This is a genomic window from Arthrobacter sp. AL05 (assembly GCF_029960715.1).
GTDB lineage: Bacteria > Actinomycetota > Actinomycetes > Actinomycetales > Micrococcaceae > Arthrobacter.
The window spans coordinates 32,310-50,414 of the sequence record NZ_JASBRC010000013.1; the positions used below are offsets into that span (position 1 = coordinate 32,310).

Genomic DNA, 18,105 nt, shown 5'->3' on the forward strand with positions numbered 1-18,105 from the left:
GCCGTCGGTTGTGGTGCGAGACCGGGGTGCCGGTCCTAGACTGTGTCATGGCCTCCGAGGACAGCGTTGAAATCGAGCGAAAGTACGACGTCGACGAAAGGGCCGCGCTGCCGCCTCTTGACGAGCTGCCGGGGGTGGCCCGGGCAGAACGGCCCGTTGAGCAGCAGCTGGAGGCCGAGTATTTCGACACGGCGGCCCTGGCCCTGGCGGCGCACGGCATAACCCTGCGCCGGCGGACCGGCGGCGACGATTCCGGATGGCACCTCAAACTCCCCGGCGGCCAGGACACAAGGCTCGAAATGCACGAGCCGCCGGGAAACGACCCGGAATTGGTTCCGCCGAGGTTCCTCCAGCTCGTCCGGGTGCACGTACGGGACCGTCCCCTTGCCGCCGTCGCCCGCGTGAGAACCCGGCGGATGCTACACCGCCTCCGGGACGATCACAACGGGATTCTTGCCGATGTTGCCGATGACCGGGTGCAGGCCGACAGGCTCGGACCGGAACCCCGCAGCCTGACGTGGCGGGAGTGGGAGATAGAACTCGTCCAGGGGTCCCGTGAGCTGCTGGACGCGGCGGAGGCGGTGCTTGCCGCGGCCGGCGGGCGCCCGGCCGCGCATGCCTCGAAGCTGGAACGCACGCTCGGCGATCAGCCGCTGGCCGGTCCGGCTGCACTTCCGCCGCCCGTGCGCCGCAAGGGGCCGGCGACTGCCGTGCTCGTGGCCTATGTGCACGCTCAGGTGCAGGCCATTTCGGAACTGGATCCGCGGGTGCGCCGGGACGCACCGGACGCCGTCCATCAGATGCGGGTGGCGACCAGACGGATGCGTTCGGTATTGGGCACCTACCGCCGGCTGCTGGAACCGGAACAGGTAAACACGCTCCGGGCGGAGCTTAAATGGCTGGCCGGCTGTCTGGGCGAGGCACGGGACGCGGAGGTGATGCGCGAACGGCTCGACGACCTGGTTGCCTGCGAGCCGGCGGATCTGGTGATCGGACCCGTCTCGCGCCGGATGCGGGAAGCGCTGGGCGCCGATTACGGCGCCGCCCGCGCCGCGGTATTGCAGGTGCTCGAGGATAAACTGTATTTCCGCCTCCTCGACAGTCTCGACGACTTCCTTGCCGCCGTGCCGGTGGCCGTTCCTGATCCGCGGCCGGCGCACGCGACCGTGGCCGCCCTGGTCAGGAAAGACTGGAAGCGGTTACGCCGGAATGTTCGGATTGCGGAGGCCACGCCGGACGGCCCGGATCACGACGCCGCCCTGCACGAGGCGCGTAAAAGCGCCAAACGGCTCCGCTACGCAGCCGAATCCGGAATTCCTGTGATCGGCAAGCGCGCTGCCCGGTTGGCCGGCGCCGCCCACGGACTGCAAAAAATACTGGGCGAGCACCAGGACAGCGTTGTCACCCGGGCCCTGCTCCGGCGCCTCGGCGCCCAGGCGCACCTCGCCGGGGAAAATGCCTTCACCTACGGGAGGCTGCACGCGCTTGAACAAGCCATGGCGGCCGACGCCGAATCCCGGTTCAGCAAGGCCTGGAAGCGTTTCCCAAAGGTGCCAAAGGAATGACGGCAGCCGCGCCATCGAGGGACTGCGCGCGGCCATTTCACCCCGGATCCAGAATGCAGCAGCGGCGCGGGCATGATGAGGATTCACATCCCGATATGGATGTTTTGTTAGGGCCGCTGCGATAGCGTAGCCAGAGGCTCGGGGAGTATCCCGGCGTCGGTGCATTCCCGTTCCGGCTTTCGCAGGCAGTCTGCGGCGAGTGTGCTGTTGTTCCGAATCGATCAAAGGACATAACCATGGCTGTATCCGTTGAACTTGGCAAGGCACTCGATAAGGCCTATGAGAACTTGACCCTTGAGGAAGTTCTTGCCGCCCCGCCGTCAGCGCTGGCCGGGCTCACCGAAAAGCACGACGAACTCCTTGCCGGCATGGGAATCAAGACCATCCGCGACCTCGGCAGCAACAAATTCTTCGCCACGGCCGGAGTGCTTGTAGCGCTGTCCGGGAAGGCCGGATAGCAGTCCTCTTGAAGCAGGCGCTGCGCTGAAGCGAAAGGTCCGACCGGCCACACTGGTCGGACCTTTTGCTTCGCCGGGGGCAACGCTGGGACAAGGCCGTCGGTGCGGGACTGCCAGGACTGAACGGCTTCAGCTGCTGTCCACTGTCCCGGAGGAGAACTGCCGCCTGATTCTGTTCCGGGCCCCGTGCTCAACCAGGGTCGGGATGAAGGTCCGGATCCGGCCGGAAGCCAGTTGTTCGTACTCTTCCGTGACGATCCTGGCGATGAGCGTACGGGGCGCCTCGGGATGCCGGACGAATATCCGGTCCGTGACCTTGTTGATGGTGTCCTGTTTGTCCGCGTCGTCCATATACGCAGTTTGACCTCGGGCGACCCCGGTGTCTATCAGCATGCTTACGACGTGGACAGCAGCGTCCAGGACCTGATGGCGCTGCGCCGCCGACAGTGGTCTTCGTACCCTGGAAGCCTGGGATTCCGTGGCGCTGGACGCCAGCTATTGTTCCTCGACCTGGCCGGGCCTACACTCTGGAGCTGTGGCACTTATGCAGCCCGTTATTGTTGGTCCGCTCTCTGAGCTCAGTTCCTCGATCCGTGTCCGGGGGCAACTGCCCGGCGCGGGCGTGACAGTCGAGACCGGTCTTCGCACGGTGGCCAAGGGGACTGCCATCTCAGGTGACCAACGCTTCCCGCTGGAACCGGGGCTGACCCTGTCCCGCTCAGAAACCCTGTTCGCAATCCAGCACCTCGGGGCCGAGCAGAGCGAGGTACCGTCGGGCAACCTGGCGATGCCGGTTGCCGCGGCCCCGACAAGCAGCGCTGAATTTGGCCCGGTCCATGTCGCCACCCAGCTGTTCGCCTGCGGCCAGTACGTGTGGATTGACGGTGCGGTTTCAGGCGCAGACGTTACGCTGCTCGCTAACGGCAGCATCCTCGGCACCGGCCAGGCGCACGAAGGGACCGCGCGCTTCGCCCTCACCAGTGCCATCCCGCCAAACGGGTGGATCACCGCGCACCAGTCGGGACCGGGGCTCGCGCCCGGGCCCGACGTCGGCCGGACCTCAGACCCGCTTCCGGGCGGCTTGGGCCAGCCGCTGCCTGCCCCGGTCATACAGTCCCCGGTCCGCGGCTGTGACCCTTCCGTTATGGTGAGCGGGGTTTTCGATGGGGCCACCGTAACGATGGAGCGGCGTTCCGGGATCGTCGACAGCGCCGGGTTTGATCGTTCATCGCTGCGCTTCCTGCTGTCGAAACCGCTGGCGGAGGACGATGAGATCACCATCCGGCAGGAGGTGGCTAAGCGTTGCGAACGGCCACCGAAGAACTCGGACCCGGTCCTGGTTGGCAAGCTCGAACCCGTGGACCCGCCGGTCGTTGTCTCGCCGCTGTGTGCCGGCGCCACAACCGTCCGGGTGACCGGTTTGCGACCCGGAGCGACAGTCCACCTGGCGGCGAATCAGTTGGTGTTCGACGGCGCAGCACCGGCGGAGCAGACGTGGCTCGACTGCCGCGTGCCGCCGCTGACCACCGATCCGGTAAGCGCAACGCAGGAGTGTTGTGGAATTCTCAGCACGCCCGCGGTACCTGTGACGGTTGACGCGCACCAGGAGGAGGTGCCGGCCGCGCAAATATTCGGCCAACTGTTTTCCTGCACTGGTACGGTCAGCGTCACAAAGGCCCACCGCGGGGCGGTGCTCCAGGTCTTCGTTCGAACGGCCAAGGGGGACGCGGCCATCAGCGACCAGGTGCTGGCCCTCCACACCAATGTCGTCATCGCCGTGACCCCACTGTTGGTCGAAGGCGCAAGTGTCTTCGTCCGACAGTGGGCCTGCAGTGACACCGGTGTCGACTCCGCAGCGGGGCACGTGGCGGCGCATCCCATGCCGGGGCCGGTAGAGGTGCTCGGGCCGCTTAAGGATGCAGACACCGCCGTCGGCGTCCGGGGCGCGGTGCCGGGCGCGGTGATCGAGGTTTACGGCGCCGGTCACGAGTTCCTCGGTTCGGCGACGGCTGACGCGCTGCACCAGGTCGCTCTCGTCACACTGATTCGGCCGCTCCATCTGCGGGATCTTGTGACGGCCCAGCAATGGCTGTGCGGGAGGGCCTCAGAGGTCAAAGCCACAACGGTGGTCGGCTTCGCGGCGGCGTTCGGGCCCCGACCCTTCTACGTTGTTGGCCACAACCCGAACACCGTCGCCGACGCGACCGAGGCCGTCACCAACGGTGCCAACGGCCTCGAGCCGGACGTGCAAGTCTACGAGGACCACCCCGGGCAGCTATGCATCAGCCACGGGACAGGGGAACCGTCCGCACCCTCGGTAGCGGACTATCTGATCGGCATCCACCAGCTCGCGCAGGCAAACCCCCAACTGTCGTTGCTCGTCTTCGACTGCAAACCGGAAGTCACCTCACCGGATCACGGCTTCGAACTGCTGCTGGCGATCCGCGAGCACCTGACCTTCGACAACGATCTGAACGTTATCCTCTCCATCGGCAACCGGGACGACAACCAAGGTGCCTTCTTCGACCGGATCGTGGACATCCTGGGCCCGCGCGAAGGATTGATGATCGATGCCGAGAACGATGCTGCGGCGGTATCGAACTACTTCACCAGCCGTGGCGTCGGCCACCAGGGCTACGGCAACGGCATCAGCTTCATGAACTTCATCCTCGGCCCGTACTACCGCTATACGCTGGAGGCGGCGTGCGGGATCCGCGCAGCGGCCGCGCGGCCTGCGTTCATTTACGTTTGGACGGTTAACGCGCACGACGAGCTACGGGAGTACATCCGCATCGGAGTCGACGGAGCCATCACCGACGACCCCCGTGACCTGCGCGACATCGCAGCGGAAGGTCAATTCTCGTCGCTGATCCGGTTGGCCACGCGCGCGGACAATCCGTTCAAACCGGCGAATTTCGGCTACGGCCTGCACATCCACACTGCCGACAAATGGATGGCCGGCACGGATGCCAACGTCACCTTCACCCTTACCGGAGCTGCCGGGTCGGCGAGCAAGACCGTGAACACCGAGCTCATTAAGCGAATGGAAAGCGACGACTGGAACTGGGTCACGATCCCAAGCGGGGACCTCGGCGCGCTGCAGACACTAACCGTGCAGCGGGACAACGACGGCAACGCCCCCGACTGGTTCCTGGACCGAATCGAAGTCCACAGCGCCCGGTTCGGCAGCAGTGGCACGGCCATCTTCGATCGCGACATCGATGACACCACACCGTTCACCCAGCCGATCATCTGAGGTGTGCCAAAACTCTCAGAGCGCACGGGCGGTGCTGGATTAAATGCAGCAACTGACCGTCACCACTTCGCTATTCAGTGATACTATCTAGTGGTAGTCAGCAACACTGAGTAGTAAAGAGGAGGCCGTTGTGGCCAACCAGATGACCGAGATGCTCAAGGGAACCCTCGAAGGCATCGTTCTCGCGAACCTGGCCGTTCAGCCGGCCTACGGCTACGAGATCACCGCACGGCTGCGCGAGCAGGGCTTTTCCGACATCGTTGAGGGCACCGTCTACGCCCTCCTGATCAGAATCGAACAGCGTGGCTTCGTCGACGTTGCGAAGGTCCCGTCGGCGAAGGGCCCGCCACGCAAGGTGTACTCGCTGAACGCCGCAGGCGCCGAGTACCTCGACGAGTTCTGGAGGAGCTGGAGCTTCCTCGTAGAGCGGATCGGACAACTCCACCAGCAGATCGAAAACCCGCAGGATCACCCCCAGGAAGACGGAGAGTAGTCATGGCCGCAAAGTGGCTCGAGGCCCTCACCGGGTCGCTGGAACAGAAGAAGCAGTACAAGCAGTCCATGGCCCGCATCGAGGCACTTCCGGAGCCCTACCGCAGTTCGGCGAAGGCGTTCAACCGGTACTTTATGTACTACGGCGGGATCACCGACGGAGACACCCTCACCACGATGATCGGTGACCATGCCGATCTCTGGGAACGCGCCGCTGTCGACGCCACGCCGGTGCGCGCCATCGTAGGCGAGGACCCGGTGGAGTTTGCCGAGACATTCGCCCAGGCCTACTCCGCCACCCGGTGGATCGATAAGGAGCGCGCCCGACTCACGAAGGCGATCGACGCTGCCGCCGGCGGCAAGGGAACGGGCCCGGACGCATGACAACCGGCCGGGCCCTCGAACCCGCGATCCGGGTGCGGGGCCCCGTAGACTCCTTTTATCTACTCGATCGATAATTGGGATTTTTGCTGGTTCGGAGAGTTGCGTCCTCGTCCCGCCCTGACGAGAACGGGCAAACGCCCCCAGGGTCACCGCCCGGCGGAGGCCAGATTCGCAACCGAAATCTAAAGGCACGAGGAAACGGCATGAGTAAGAAAAATCCCGCCACGCAGCCGCGGTCGTCCGCGCCGAACCGGCGGGCCGACAACCAAGTGAGCCGGCCGAACGGAAAATTCCGGTTCAGCGACCGATTCCTTAAAGTGGTCACCACCGCCCTGATCACCGTCATGCTGGTATCGATCGCCGCGGGATTCATCCTCGGACCGCTGAGCGACAACGTGGACGGGAGGGCGGGGGACGTTCTTGGGAACGTGGCCGTCGCCCTTATCATCGGCGGACTGGTGCTGCCTCTCCTGCTGGCCGCCGTTCTCGGCGGCGAAGCGATCCGCGCCGGCGCGGGATTCGTCGGTTTCTTCCTGATTGCGGGCATGCTCGCCGCAGCCGTGGGAACCACTGAGGCGGGCCAGGAGCTGCTCGGGCCGGTCTGGGGTCCATGGGCCGTCTGGGGCGGCGGTGCGCTGATGGTCCTCGCGGTCGGCGGCTTCTGGATCGTCGGTTGGATAGCGCGGGTGCCGATGTGGATTCAGGCTCCCGTCGCGGGTTCGCCCCGAGTTTACGTGCGCGGATCCAGCAAGAACCCTGCCGACCGGGTGCTTCCAAACGACCTGGAATAGGTCCGCCGGCGGCGTACCGCGCTGGTGGTTTTGCCGTGCCCACGGAGGAACCCGGGGGCAGCACCTGCGCGTCTCCTTGCACCATCCGAGCCGGCATTACCCTGCCGTACCCGGCGACTGTTTACAGCGGCGGGTCCGTGACGATGATCCGCACGGCACACAGCTCGGCGGCTGCCTTCTTCAGGACGGCAGCCCGCGGGTCCGGGACGTCCAGGAATGCCAGCCTTGGCCGCGGGGCATACTGCTTCAGCACCGGTTCGGCCAGGACCTGCTCGGCCAGGGTCCGGTCCCCGCCGGGAGCCACGTAATCGATCCGGTGATCCGCAAAAATACGGGCGGCATGGTTTGCCACGGCCTCCACCAGGGCGTCGGCCTGGTTCGCCCGCCGCCGGGCGAAACGCTGCTGGGACCAGCCTCCCGCAGCGGTACGGGACTGGACGTGGCGGGTGCCGGTCTTGGAAGCGAGGACGGCGGCGCCGCTGACCACTGCCACGGAGTAGCCGCCACGGCGGACCAGCACCGCCCCGATGCTGCGCTGCTGCGATGCCAGGGAGGCGAGCCGGGCAACGGCGTCGCCGCCGCTGCCGGGGCGGCCGTCCGCCGGCCATGGCGCCTGCAGCAATGCTACGGCGCCGTCAGCGGCGCGCAGTTGCAGGCCGGCGTCGAGCTCCTCCTCGGCGAGGACGCCATGGCTGGCCGCGAACCGCTCCACCCAGCCCGGCAGCCGATCGCCGGAGACAAACGCCATGCGGGTTTCGGTGCTGGCCATGGCGCGGGTCTCCGTTGTGGGGGTGTCGGTGCGGGCGGGAACTAGAAGTAGCCTATCTATGTGGAAGATCTCTTTGGCGCAGGACGGGACGGCGGCGCCGCTGTCGAGGATGATAACGACGCGGAGGACGCCGTTGACGGTGGTCCGGCCCGTCGCGCTGCCTCCCCGCGCAGCCCGCTGGCCGTCCGAATGCGTCCGCGGACGCTCGATGATGTGGTGGGCCAGCAGCACCTGCTGGGACAGGGTTCGCCGCTGCGCCAGCTGGCCGCCGGAACGGATGCCACCGGCCCCGCGGGTCCCAGTTCCCTGATTCTCTGGGGCCCGCCCGGCACGGGGAAGACCACACTCGCGCACGTCATCGCTAAAGGTCCCGGCCGGAAGTTCGTTGAGCTCTCCGCCATCACCGCCGGGGTCAAGGACGTCCGCCGCGTTATGGAGGAAGCTCTCACCGCCCGGGACCTTTTCAAGACCACCACAGTGCTGTTCCTGGACGAGATCCACCGCTTCAACAAGGCCCAGCAGGATGCCCTGCTGCCCGGCGTCGAGAACCGCTGGGTAGTCCTGGTTGCCGCGACCACCGAAAACCCCTCCTTTTCCGTCGTCTCCCCGTTGCTGTCCCGGTCCCTGCTACTGACACTTAAGCCGCTGACCGACGCCGACGTGGAGGGATTGCTGCTGCGGGCAGCGGCGGACCCCCGTGGACTCGGCGGCAAAGTGGAACTCACCGATGCGGCCCGGGGCCATCTCGTGAGGCTCTCCGGCGGGGACGCCCGCCGGGCACTGACCGCACTGGAGGCGGCGGCCGGCGTCGCATACGGGGATGCTGACGACGCCGACACGATCGCCGGGACGGCCGGGCCGGCCCCGGTGCAGATCGAGCTGAAGCACACGGAACGGGCCCTCGACGTCGCATCCGTACGCTATGACCGGGCCGGCGACCAGCACTACGACGTCGCGAGCGCATTCATCAAGTCCATCCGGGGTTCCGACGTCGACGCCGCCCTGCACTACCTCGCCCGGATGCTCGAGGCGGGGGAGGACCCGCGGTTCGTAGCCCGGCGCATTGTCATCTCCGCAGCCGAAGACGTTGGCATGGCCGACCCGACGGCGCTGCAGACCGCCGTCGCCGCCGCCCAGGCCGTGCAGCTGATCGGCATGCCCGAAGGCCGCATCATCCTCGCCGAAGCCGTGGTCCACCTCGCCACAGCACCGAAATCCAACGCCGCCTATCTGGGAATCAACCAGGCGATCGCCGACGTCCGCGCCGGTCTCGGCAACGGCATCCCGGCGCATCTGCGCGACGCCCACTACCCGGGATCCAAGCAACTGGGCCACGGCCAGGGCTACAAATATGCCCACGATGCCCCGCATTCGGTCGCTACCCAGCAGTACCCGCCGGACGACCTCGTCGGCCGTAACTACTACGAACCGACCGGCAACGGCGCCGAACGGGACATTTCCACCCGGCTTGAGCGGCTCCGCAGGATCATCCGGGGCAAGTGATCGCCGGTCCCGGCGTGGTAAAGTAGGTCGTTGTCTGGCAAGGCACAGACGCACAATCCACTTGATACCGGCATTTTATGCTGTTCAAACGGGTTTGCCCCGTGCCCAGTAGCAAAAGGCAGCGGTTGGCCGATGCTCTCCATCGTGGAGGCCAGTAACACTGACACACCGCAGATATTGGAAGGACACAAGTGGCTAACAACACTCGTGCTCGCCGTACAGCACGCCTCTCGCGTGCACTCGGCATTGCTCTGACCCCCAAGGCCGCCAAGTACATGGAGCGCCGCCCGTACGGCCCCGGTGAGCATGGCCGTGCCCGCAAGAAGCAGGACTCCGACTACGCCGTACGTCTGCGCGAAAAGCAGCGTCTGCGCGCCCAGTACGGCATCCGCGAAGCCCAGATGACCCGCGCCTTCGAAGAAGCCCGCCGGACCAAGGGCCTGACCGGCGAGAACCTGATCGAACTGCTCGAAATGCGTCTTGACGCCCTCGTGCTGCGCGCAGGATTCGCCCGCACCATCGCTTCGGCCCGCCAGCTTGTTGTGCACCGCCACATCATGGTTGACGGCATCCGCGTTGACCGTCCGTCGTTCCGCGTCGGCGAGGGCCAGCTGGTCCACGTCCACAGCCGCAGCGAGACCATGGCTCCGTTCCAGGTTGCAGCAGCCGGTGCGCACCGCGATGTTCTGCCCATGGTTCCTGCCTACCTGGACGTCAAGCTTGACGCCCTGCAGGCACGCCTGGTCCGTCGCCCCAAGCGCTCCGAGGTCCCCGTGACCTGCGAAGAGCAGCTCGTTGTGGAATTCTACGCACGCTAGATTCACCGCGACACCTTACAAAGAAGCCCGTGGCAAGCGCCACGGGCTTTTTTGTATGTAAGGTACTTGGGGGAGTTCTGCGGTTGCCGGCTGTTTGGGCCGGCGGCGCCCGCAGAGACACTACGCAACAAGGAGATGAATGACTATGACTGGTGGCGATATTGCCGGCCTCATCGCGGCCGGAGTGTTTGCACTGCTGGTCCTGCTGCTTGCCGTGCCGATTTTAAAGCTTGGGGGAGTGTTCGATGAGGTGCGGACCTCCATCCGTTCGATCAGCGACGGCGCCACGCCGCTGATGGACGAAGTCACGGCGACTGTTTCCACCACCAACGAACAGCTCAAAAAGGTCGACGGTATCGCGAACAACGTCTCCGACGCTTCGGCGAACATCTCGGCGCTGTCCTCGCTGGTGGCCGCCACCGTCGGTTCGCCGCTGATCAAGGTCGCCTCCTTCAGCTATGGTGTGCGCGCGGCGTTCACCGCCCGCAAAAAGCCCGCCACCGGCCGCCGCAGCCGCTAACCCAGCTGGAGAACCTGACATGAACAGAATCATCTGGATGGGAATCGGCGTCGCCATTGGCGTCATCGCCTTCCGCAAGATCACCGAAGCGCAATCCAACCTGGGCCCCGAAGGACTCAACCGGGCCGTGGGGCGCGTCGCCGACGGTCTGTACGACTTCGCCGATGCCGTCCGCGAGGGCATGAATGAGCGTGAGACCGAACTGCGCCGAGCGCTCGGCATTGACGCGGGCCTGGACCAGACCATTGCCCACGGCGCAGCCGGCCGGGATGCAGTCCGGCGCTAGCCGGGAGAGAATATCAGAACAGCGGCGTCCGGAAAACGGACCGCCGGCACGGCCTATGGCCGGGACCAGACCGTTCCGCGGACCATACGCGGGGACCACAAACGCAGTGACCACAAACGCAGTGAACAGTGAAGGGTACGTAATCAGCTCATGAAGTCGCAGGAGATCACTAAGCGCTGGATCGACTTTTTTGTCAAAAAGGGCCACACCGCGGTGCCCTCCGCTTCCTTGGTCTCCAGCGACCCGTCCCTGCTGTTCACCGTCGCCGGCATGGTCCCGTTTATCCCGTACCTGACGGCCCGGGAGGAAGCGCCGTACGAGCGTGCCACGAGCGTGCAAAAGTGCATCCGGACCGGCGACATCGAGGAAGTCGGCAAGACCGCCCGCCACGGAACGTTCTTCCAGATGTGCGGGAACTTCTCCTTCGGCGACTACTTCAAGGAAGACGCCATCAAGTTCGCCTGGGAACTGCTCACCTCGAGCGTTGACGACGGCGGGTACGGGCTCCCGCCCGAGCGGCTGTGGGTCACTGTCTACGAAGAGGACGATGAGGCCGAGCAGCTCTGGCTCCGGAACACGGGCATGCCTGCCGCGCGGATCCAGCGGATGGGCAAGGCGGACAACTACTGGTCCACCGGCCAGCCCGGTCCCGCCGGCCCCTGCTCCGAGATCTACTATGACCGTGGCCCCTCCTACGGCGTCGAGGGCGGCCCGATCGCGGACGAGAACCGCTACGTTGAAATCTGGAACCTGGTGTTTATGCAGTACCAGATCGACAACGTCCGCTCCAAGGTGGACTTCGATATCACCGGCGAACTCCCGAAAAAGAACATCGACACCGGCCTGGGCATGGAGCGGCTGGCGATGATCCTGCAGGACGTCGAAAACATGTACGAGACGGACCAGGTCCGCCCGGTGATCGACAGGGCCGCGGCCCTCTCCGGCCGGGAATACACCTCCGCCGAGTCCGCGGCCGACCCGCATCACACCGACGACGTCCGGATGCGTGTCGTCGCCGACCACATCCGATCCTCCCTGATGTTGATCGCCGACGGCGTGACCCCCTCCAACGAGGGCCGCGGCTACGTGCTGCGCCGCCTGATCCGGCGGGCCGTGCGCTCGATGCGCCTGCTCGGCGTCGAAAAAGCGTGCCTGCCGGAGCTGCTGCCCGCTTCCCGGGACGCCATGAAGGGCGTCTACCCCATCGTCGAGACGGACTTCGACCGGATCAGCCGGATCGCCTACGCGGAGGAGAAGGCGTTCCTGCGCACCATCGCCTCCGGCACGGCCCGGCTGGAGGACGCCGTCAAGGAGTCACAGGCCGCCGGGCGTCCGCTGTCCGGCCCCGATGCCTTCGCCCTGCATGATACTTACGGTTTCCCGATCGACCTGACCCTTGAGATGGCCGAAGAGGCCGGGCTCAAGGTCGACGAGCCGGAGTTCCGCAAGCTGATGCTCGAACAGCGCCAGCGCGCGCAGGCCGACGCGAAGGGCAAAAAGGGTTCCCACGCTGACCTCAGCGCCTTCCAGGAGCTGCTGTCCGCCGGAGAGACTGTTTTCACCGGCTACACCGAACTCGCGGGGGAATCGAAGGTACGCGGCATCCTTGCCGGCGGCCGCAAGGTTTCCCAAGCCTCCACCGGCGAGGAAATCGAGCTGGTCCTCGCCCAGACCCCGTTCTACGCCGAAGCCGGCGGCCAGGCCGCAGACACCGGACTGATCACCGGGGACGGTTTTGTCGTCGAGGTTCTGGACGTCCAGCGCCCGATCAAGGGGCTGAGTGTGCACAAGGCAATTGTCCGAGAGGGCGAAATTGGAGCGGACTCCCTCGTCCAGGCGGCCGTGGACCGGGAACGCCGGCATGCCGCCGAGCAGGCCCACACCGGAACCCACATCGTGCACGCCGCCCTCCACCAGATCCTCGGCCCGGAAGCACTCCAGCGCGGCTCCTTCAACAAGGCAGGCTACCTGCGCTTCGACTTCGCCTGGGGCGAAGGCCTCAGCCCGGCCACGCGCTCCGAAATTGAAGAAGTTTCCAACATCGCCATCCGCAACAACTACCGGGTGGACACCAAAGTGATGGGACTGGCCGAGGCCAAGGCCCTCGGTGCCATGGCACTCTTCGGCGAAAATTACGGCAACGAGGTCCGTGTTGTGGAGATCGACGGTGCCTGGTCCCGTGAACTCTGTGGCGGCACCCATGTTGCGAACACCTCGCTGATCGGCAGCCTGTCACTGCTCGGGGAACAGTCTGTCGGCTCGGGAAACCGCCGCGTCGAGGCCTTCGTCGGAATGGACGCCTTCCGGCACCTCGCTGCCGAACGCGCGCTGGTCACCGAACTCACCGACATGCTTAAGGTGCCGTCGGGACTGCTCGCGGACCGGATCGCCGCCACCCTGGCCAAACTCAAGACCGCCGAAAAGGAACTCGAGCGGTTGCGCAAGGAGCAGCTCACAGCTGCCGCCGGCCAGCTGGTGGGTACCGCCAGGGATGCCGCCGGCATCAAGGTCATCGCGCACGACGCCGGCCAGGTCAGCGGTGCGGACGACCTCCGCGGCCTGGCCCTGGATTTGCGGACCCGGCTCGGTTCCGATCCGGCCGCCGTCGCGGTTGCCGGTGTCAGTAATGACCGTCCGGTGATCCTGATCGCGACCAACGATGCCGCCCGGGCGGCAGGGGTCAAGGCTGGGGTCCTGGTGCGGCTCGCCGCGGGAATCCTCGGCGGCGGCGGCGGCGGCAAGGACGACGTCGCCCAGGGCGGCGGCACGGACGCCGGCAAGGTCGGCGCGGCCCTCGCCGCCGTCGTGGACGCCATCACCGGACGATAGTGGAAAGGCCGTGAACGAAACTGCTGTGCCCGGCGGCTACCCAATCGGCGTAAAGCTCGGGGTAGACGTCGGGACCGTCCGGGTTGGTGTGGCTGTCTGTGACCGTGACGGCATCCTGGCCACGCCGTTGCGCACCCTGGAACGGAACGCGAAGAAGAATACGGACGTGCGGATCCTGGCGGAACTGGCCCTGGAACTCGCCGTTGTGGAGATCTTTGTCGGCCTGCCGAGGACCATGAAGGGTGAGGAGCACGCCTCCGCCCGGATGGCGACTGACTATGCAAAGCTACTGGCGGGTAAACTGGGGGAGTCAGGTTCCGGGGTGCCGGTTCGGCTGGTGGACGAGCGGCTGAGCACAGTATCTGCGCACCGGCACCTGCACGAAGCTGGCATGAGCAGCCGGGATCACCGTAAGGTAGTTGATCAGGTTGCGGCCGCAGGTATCCTGCAACACGCGATCGATATGCAAAAGGCCAGGGGGACGGAGGTCGGAAGCCGCGTATACGCGGAGTCCGCGCCGGGGCCGACCGGGGATGGTCCACAGGCCAGTCCGGCACAAGACGAGCATTCTGCACTACGCATTCTGCCCAAAATGGAAGGCTACAGTGAGCCCGGTCAACAGTGACGACTCCTCCGGTGCTGCCTTCGGCACCGGCCGACCGCTGACACGCAGGGAGCTGAGGGCCCAGGAGAAGGTCCAGGCGCCCGAGGGGCACAACGTCGTCCCGCCGCAGGCGTTCGAAACCGGCGAGGAAACCCCTGCGGCAGCACCCGGCGCCGACAACCGATCCGTCCCCGAAACCGGCGACGACGCGGTAGGTAATCGCGGGCCGAGCCAGGCGGACGAGGCGCCGGAGCCGCCGGCCGCAGCCCCGACCGTCCACGAACTGCCCGTGGATCCGGAGGTTCCAGAGGTTCCCGTGGACCATGTCCATCCCGTGGATCCAGAGGTTCCAGAGGTTCCCGTGGAGCATGTCCATCCCGTGGATCCGGAGGTTCCAGTACACGAGTACGCCGGGACTGTGGCAGATGCGGACACCGTCTTCCATGATTCCGACCTTCATCCCGGCGACGAACCGCACCCGGACGGGGTGACCCAGGACGGCCACCCCGACGCGTACACGTACAACGACGACCATCACCACGAGGACCATCACCACGAGGACCATCACCACGAGGAAGACGGCCACATTGTGTTGGCCGGAGGAGCCGCCATCCGCACGTCCAAGGGTCCGTCCAAGAAGGTCCGCCGCCGGCGCCGCTTCCTTGCCTTGCTCCTGACCCTGGCTGTTTTTGTGGTGGCGATTGCTGTGGGCGCGCAGTTCCTGAAGCCGCTTCTGGGCGCGGACACCGTGGCTGATTACCCGGGGCCCGGAACCGGTGAGGTCATGATTACCGTGCCGCCGGGCGCCGGACCCAAGTCCGTAGCGACCGAGCTGCAGGACAAGAAGGTCGTGGCGAACGCCGACAGTTTCCTGCGCGACTTTGTGGCCTCCGGCGGTGCGCTGGCCCCGGGCGACTTCAGCATGCGCAACGAAATGAAGAACTCGGACGCCGTCGCTGTCCTGCTGAACAAGGACCAAAGCAAGGTCATGTACTTTGCGCTCAGCGCCGGGCTCCGCATCGGTGACTCCCTCCAAGCCATCTCCGAAGGTACCGGAGTGCCGGTATCCGAGCTCAAGGCACTCAACGCATCGCCAGCCCAGTTCGGGGTGCCGGCCAGGGCTAAGACCCTTGAAGGTTTCCTCGCCCCGGGCGAATACCGGTTCCCGATCGGCACCCCGGCCAAGGATGTGGTGCAAAAGCTCGTGACCACCACCCTGGATGAGCTCACGTCCCAAGGCGTCACCGATCCGGCCAAGCAGTACGACGTTGTGACAGTCGCCAGCATTGTCCAGGCCGAGGGCGGCCAGGCCGAATACGGCGATGTGGCAGGCGCGATCTATAACCGCCTCAAGCCAAATAACACGGAGACTAACGGGCTGATCCAGTCGGACGCCACCGTAACCTACGGCCTCGGCATCAAAAGTTTCCACATCGACGAGGACCAGAAGGCGGACAAGTCCAACCCGTATAACACCTACGCCAACCAGGGCCTGCCGGTCGGACCCATCGGATCGCCGGGCCGAACGGCGATTGACGCTGCGGCAAAGCCCAAGACCAACGATTACCTCTACTGGGTGACCATCAACCTGGACACCAAGGAGACACGCTTCTCCAAGACGCTCGCGGAGCACAACACCTACGTGGCCAAATACAACGCTTGGTGTGAGGCAAACGCCGGACGCTGCGTATGACCGGCAGGGCTGCCGTGCTTGGGCACCCGATCAGCCATTCGAAGTCTCCGGCCCTGCACCGGGCCGCCTACGCCCGCCTGGGTGTGGAGCTGAACTATTCGGCGATCGATGTGACCGAAGCCGGGCTGCCGGCCTTTATGGCCCGGGTCAGGAAGGACGTGCAGCTGGGGCCGAGCTGGCACGGGCTGTCCGTCACCATGCCGCTGAAGTCAGCCATGGTCGGCGAAGTGGATGAGGTTCGAGGCGTGGCCCGCGAGCTCGGGGTGGTGAACACGGTCGCGTTCGAACGGCCGGCCGCGGGAACGGGCGCCGCTCCCGTCCGTTTGGTCGGCTACAACACCGACGTCGCCGGAATCGTAAACGCACTCCGCCATGCAGGTGCCGCCTCGGCGCCCGCTGCCGCCGTCCTGGGCGGCGGTGGAACCGCAGCCGCTGCCATCGCAGCGCTGAAGGAGCTGGACGCGCCAGCAGCCGACATTTTCGTCCGCGACATCACCCGCGCGCGGGAGGCACGCGCGGCAGCTGCGGCACTTGGCCTGCCCGTGCGGGTCCGGCCCCTGGAGGGCGCGTCTGCCGCCCTGGCCCGGGCCGACGTCGTGATTTCCACGCTGCCCCCGCGGGCCGCCGATCCGCTGGCCGAGGAGTTGGCACGGTTGTTCGCGCAAGGGGCCGGAGGGCCGGCCGGAGAGGTCCGCCCGGGTGTGTTGCTGGACGTCGCATATGAACCCTGGCCCAGCCGGATCGCTGCCGCCTGGCTGAAGGCCGGCGGTGTGGTGGTTCCCGGCCTGGAAATGCTGATCTACCAGGCCGTGGAACAGGTCCGGCATTTCACCGGCCTGCACGAGGCAGTCCCGGCGGAAGTCATAGATGTGATGTGTGACGCAGTCGGGGCACCCCGACGGGTGTTCTAACCGCCTTACATGGCAGGATGGATTTTATGTTGCGTTGGTTGACTGCCGGAGAATCCCATGGGCCGGCCCTGGTCGGAATTATTGAAGGCGTACCCGCCGGTGTGGAGCTCACCAGCGAACGGATCGCTGATTCGCTGGCCCGGCGCCGGCTGGGCTACGGCCGTGGCGCACGGATGAAGTTCGAGCAGGACGTTGTGACAATCCTCGGCGGCGTCCGCCATGGCATCACCCAAGGTGGTCCCGTCGCCATCCAGATCGGCAACACCGAGTGGCCCAAATGGGAGCAGATCATGTCTGCTGACCCCGTGGACCCGGAAATCCTGGCCGACCAGGCCCGCAATGCGCCGCTGACCCGTCCGCGGCCCGGGCACGCGGACTTCACCGGTATGCAGAAGTACGGCTTTGACGAGGCGCGGCCCGTGCTGGAGCGCGCCAGTGCCCGCGAAACGGCTACGCGCGTCGCCCTGGGCGCCGTCGCCTCCGGATTCCTCAAGCAGCTCGGCATCGAACTTGTCTCCCACACCGTGTCGATCGCCACGACGGCCGTGCCGGAAGGGCGGCCGCTCCCGGTCCCGGAGAACGTGCTGGCACTCGACGCCGATCCGCTGCGCTGCTTCGACCGCGAAACCTCCGACGCCATGGTCGCCGAGGTCGACATCGCGCACAAGGAAGGCGAAACGCTCGGCGGTATCGTCGAGGTCCTCGCTTACGGGCTTCCGCCGGGACTTGGCAGCTACGTCCATTGGGACCGCCGCCTCGATTCACGGCTGGCGGCAGCCCTGATGGGCATCCAGGCCATCAAGGGCGTTGAAGTCGGTGACGGCTTCCTCACCGCGTCACGCCGCGGCTCGGCTGCCCACGACGAGATTGTTAAGGACGCCGACGGCAGGATCGTGCGCACCTCAAACCGCGCCGGCGGCATTGAAGGCGGAATGAGCATCGGCGACGTGCTGCGGGTGCGCGCCGCGATGAAGCCCATCGCCACGGTGCCCCGAGCCCTCAGGACCGTCGATGTGAGTACTGGCGAGGCCGCCAGGGCCCATCACCAGCGCTCCGACGTCTGTGCGGTTCCCGCAGCGGGCGTCGTCGCCGAAGCCATGGTCGCGCTTGTCCTGGCCGAGGCGGTTGTGGAAAAGTTCGGCGGCGACTCCGTGCAGGAAACCGCCCGAAACATCAAGGGTTACCTGGACAACATTCCGGCGTCCCTGGACTCGATCGGCCGATAG

General features: G+C 66.1%; 17 protein-coding genes. 15 read left to right on the top strand and 2 right to left on the bottom strand.

Annotation, left to right across the window (positions count from 1 at the left end):
• The first annotated feature begins 47 nt into the window (after positions 1-47).
• Positions 48-1,565, top strand: a complete 1,518-nt coding sequence (locus QK287_RS14895; protein WP_282360599.1) for a CYTH and CHAD domain-containing protein — start codon at positions 48-50, stop codon at positions 1,563-1,565.
• A 236-nt stretch (positions 1,566-1,801) separates the two neighbouring features.
• Complete coding sequence (locus QK287_RS14900) at positions 1,802-2,023, top strand: hypothetical protein (RefSeq protein WP_226775118.1); 222 nt, start codon at positions 1,802-1,804, stop codon at positions 2,021-2,023.
• 129 nt (positions 2,024-2,152) lie between these two features.
• Here QK287_RS14900 and QK287_RS14905 read toward each other — a convergent pair whose 3' ends face one another.
• Complete coding sequence (locus QK287_RS14905) at positions 2,153-2,374, bottom strand: hypothetical protein (RefSeq protein ID WP_282360600.1); 222 nt, start codon at positions 2,372-2,374, stop codon at positions 2,153-2,155.
• A 193-nt stretch (positions 2,375-2,567) separates the two neighbouring features.
• On the opposite strand from QK287_RS14905, the gene QK287_RS14910 reads away from it, so the two are divergent.
• The 4 genes from QK287_RS14910 to QK287_RS14925 all read left to right on the top strand — a co-directional run bounded on the left by QK287_RS14910 (position 2,568) and on the right by QK287_RS14925 (position 6,946).
• Positions 2,568-5,279, top strand: coding sequence for a PLAT/LH2 domain-containing protein (locus tag QK287_RS14910; protein ID WP_282360642.1), 2,712 nt, complete (start codon positions 2,568-2,570; stop codon positions 5,277-5,279).
• Positions 5,280-5,409: 130 nt separating this feature from the next.
• A complete protein-coding gene (locus QK287_RS14915; RefSeq protein WP_226775120.1) occupies positions 5,410-5,772 on the top strand; it encodes a PadR family transcriptional regulator in 363 nt (120 codons plus the stop codon).
• 2 nt (positions 5,773-5,774) lie between these two features.
• Complete coding sequence (locus QK287_RS14920; protein ID WP_226775121.1) at positions 5,775-6,155, top strand: DUF1048 domain-containing protein; 381 nt, start codon at positions 5,775-5,777, stop codon at positions 6,153-6,155.
• A 203-nt stretch (positions 6,156-6,358) separates the two neighbouring features.
• Complete coding sequence (locus QK287_RS14925; RefSeq protein WP_226775122.1) at positions 6,359-6,946, top strand: hypothetical protein; 588 nt, start codon at positions 6,359-6,361, stop codon at positions 6,944-6,946.
• Between the two features lie 121 nt (positions 6,947-7,067).
• On the opposite strand, the gene QK287_RS14930 is transcribed toward QK287_RS14925, so the two are convergent.
• Positions 7,068-7,715 carry an acVLRF1 family peptidyl-tRNA hydrolase gene (locus tag QK287_RS14930; protein ID WP_282360601.1) on the bottom strand — a complete coding sequence of 216 codons (648 nt, stop codon included), beginning with the start codon at positions 7,713-7,715 and terminating at the stop codon, positions 7,068-7,070.
• A 60-nt stretch (positions 7,716-7,775) separates the two neighbouring features.
• On the opposite strand from QK287_RS14930, the gene QK287_RS14935 reads away from it, so the two are divergent.
• The 9 genes from QK287_RS14935 to aroC all read left to right on the top strand — a co-directional run bounded on the left by QK287_RS14935 (position 7,776) and on the right by aroC (position 18,105).
• Positions 7,776-9,218 (top strand): replication-associated recombination protein A, encoded by a 1,443-nt coding sequence (locus tag QK287_RS14935; protein WP_226775124.1) that lies wholly within the window; start codon positions 7,776-7,778, stop codon positions 9,216-9,218.
• A 191-nt stretch (positions 9,219-9,409) separates the two neighbouring features.
• Positions 9,410-10,036 carry a 30S ribosomal protein S4 gene (gene rpsD, locus QK287_RS14940; RefSeq protein WP_123254752.1) on the top strand — a complete coding sequence of 209 codons (627 nt, stop codon included), beginning with the start codon at positions 9,410-9,412 and terminating at the stop codon, positions 10,034-10,036.
• Positions 10,037-10,181: 145 nt separating this feature from the next.
• A complete protein-coding gene (locus tag QK287_RS14945) occupies positions 10,182-10,556 on the top strand; it encodes a DUF948 domain-containing protein (RefSeq protein WP_226775188.1) in 375 nt (124 codons plus the stop codon).
• 19 nt (positions 10,557-10,575) lie between these two features.
• The gene (locus tag QK287_RS14950; RefSeq protein WP_226775125.1) at positions 10,576-10,842 is read left to right on the top strand and encodes a DUF6167 family protein; all 267 of its coding nucleotides are present in this window, start codon (positions 10,576-10,578) and stop codon (positions 10,840-10,842) included.
• A gap of 150 nt (positions 10,843-10,992) precedes the next feature.
• Positions 10,993-13,671 (top strand): alanine--tRNA ligase, encoded by a 2,679-nt coding sequence (alaS, locus tag QK287_RS14955; protein ID WP_282360606.1) that lies wholly within the window; start codon positions 10,993-10,995, stop codon positions 13,669-13,671.
• Between the two features lie 10 nt (positions 13,672-13,681).
• Positions 13,682-14,296: a Holliday junction resolvase RuvX gene (gene ruvX / locus QK287_RS14960; protein ID WP_282360607.1), complete on the top strand. Its 615-nt coding sequence runs from the start codon at positions 13,682-13,684 to the stop codon at positions 14,294-14,296.
• Positions 14,277-15,968: an endolytic transglycosylase MltG gene (mltG, locus tag QK287_RS14965; RefSeq protein ID WP_282360608.1), complete on the top strand. Its 1,692-nt coding sequence runs from the start codon at positions 14,277-14,279 to the stop codon at positions 15,966-15,968. Before ruvX ends, mltG begins: the two co-directional genes overlap by 20 nt.
• Complete coding sequence (locus tag QK287_RS14970; RefSeq protein ID WP_282360609.1) at positions 15,965-16,879, top strand: NAD(P)-binding domain-containing protein; 915 nt, start codon at positions 15,965-15,967, stop codon at positions 16,877-16,879. Before mltG ends, QK287_RS14970 begins: the two co-directional genes overlap by 4 nt.
• A gap of 26 nt (positions 16,880-16,905) precedes the next feature.
• Complete coding sequence (gene aroC, locus QK287_RS14975; RefSeq protein WP_226775130.1) at positions 16,906-18,105, top strand: chorismate synthase; 1,200 nt, start codon at positions 16,906-16,908, stop codon at positions 18,103-18,105.

Bases quoted from the DNA above. Each gene is read 5' to 3' on its own strand.
- QK287_RS14910 (WP_282360642.1), top strand. From the start codon at position 2,568: ATGCAGCCCGTTATTGTTGGTCCGCTCTCTGAGCTCAGTTCCTCGATC.
- QK287_RS14895 (WP_282360599.1), top strand. From the start codon at position 48: ATGGCCTCCGAGGACAGCGTTGAAATCGAGCGAAAGTACGACGTCGAC.
- QK287_RS14970 (WP_282360609.1), top strand. From the start codon at position 15,965: ATGACCGGCAGGGCTGCCGTGCTTGGGCACCCGATCAGCCATTCGAAG.
- QK287_RS14925 (WP_226775122.1), top strand. From the start codon at position 6,359: ATGAGTAAGAAAAATCCCGCCACGCAGCCGCGGTCGTCCGCGCCGAAC.
- QK287_RS14930 (WP_282360601.1), bottom strand. From the start codon at position 7,715: ATGGCCAGCACCGAAACCCGCATGGCGTTTGTCTCCGGCGATCGGCTG.
- aroC (WP_226775130.1), top strand. From the start codon at position 16,906: ATGTTGCGTTGGTTGACTGCCGGAGAATCCCATGGGCCGGCCCTGGTC.
- QK287_RS14905 (WP_282360600.1), bottom strand. From the start codon at position 2,374: ATGGACGACGCGGACAAACAGGACACCATCAACAAGGTCACGGACCGG.
- alaS (WP_282360606.1), top strand. From the start codon at position 10,993: ATGAAGTCGCAGGAGATCACTAAGCGCTGGATCGACTTTTTTGTCAAA.
- QK287_RS14950 (WP_226775125.1), top strand. From the start codon at position 10,576: ATGAACAGAATCATCTGGATGGGAATCGGCGTCGCCATTGGCGTCATC.
- QK287_RS14920 (WP_226775121.1), top strand. From the start codon at position 5,775: ATGGCCGCAAAGTGGCTCGAGGCCCTCACCGGGTCGCTGGAACAGAAG.
- QK287_RS14945 (WP_226775188.1), top strand. From the start codon at position 10,182: ATGACTGGTGGCGATATTGCCGGCCTCATCGCGGCCGGAGTGTTTGCA.
- QK287_RS14900 (WP_226775118.1), top strand. From the start codon at position 1,802: ATGGCTGTATCCGTTGAACTTGGCAAGGCACTCGATAAGGCCTATGAG.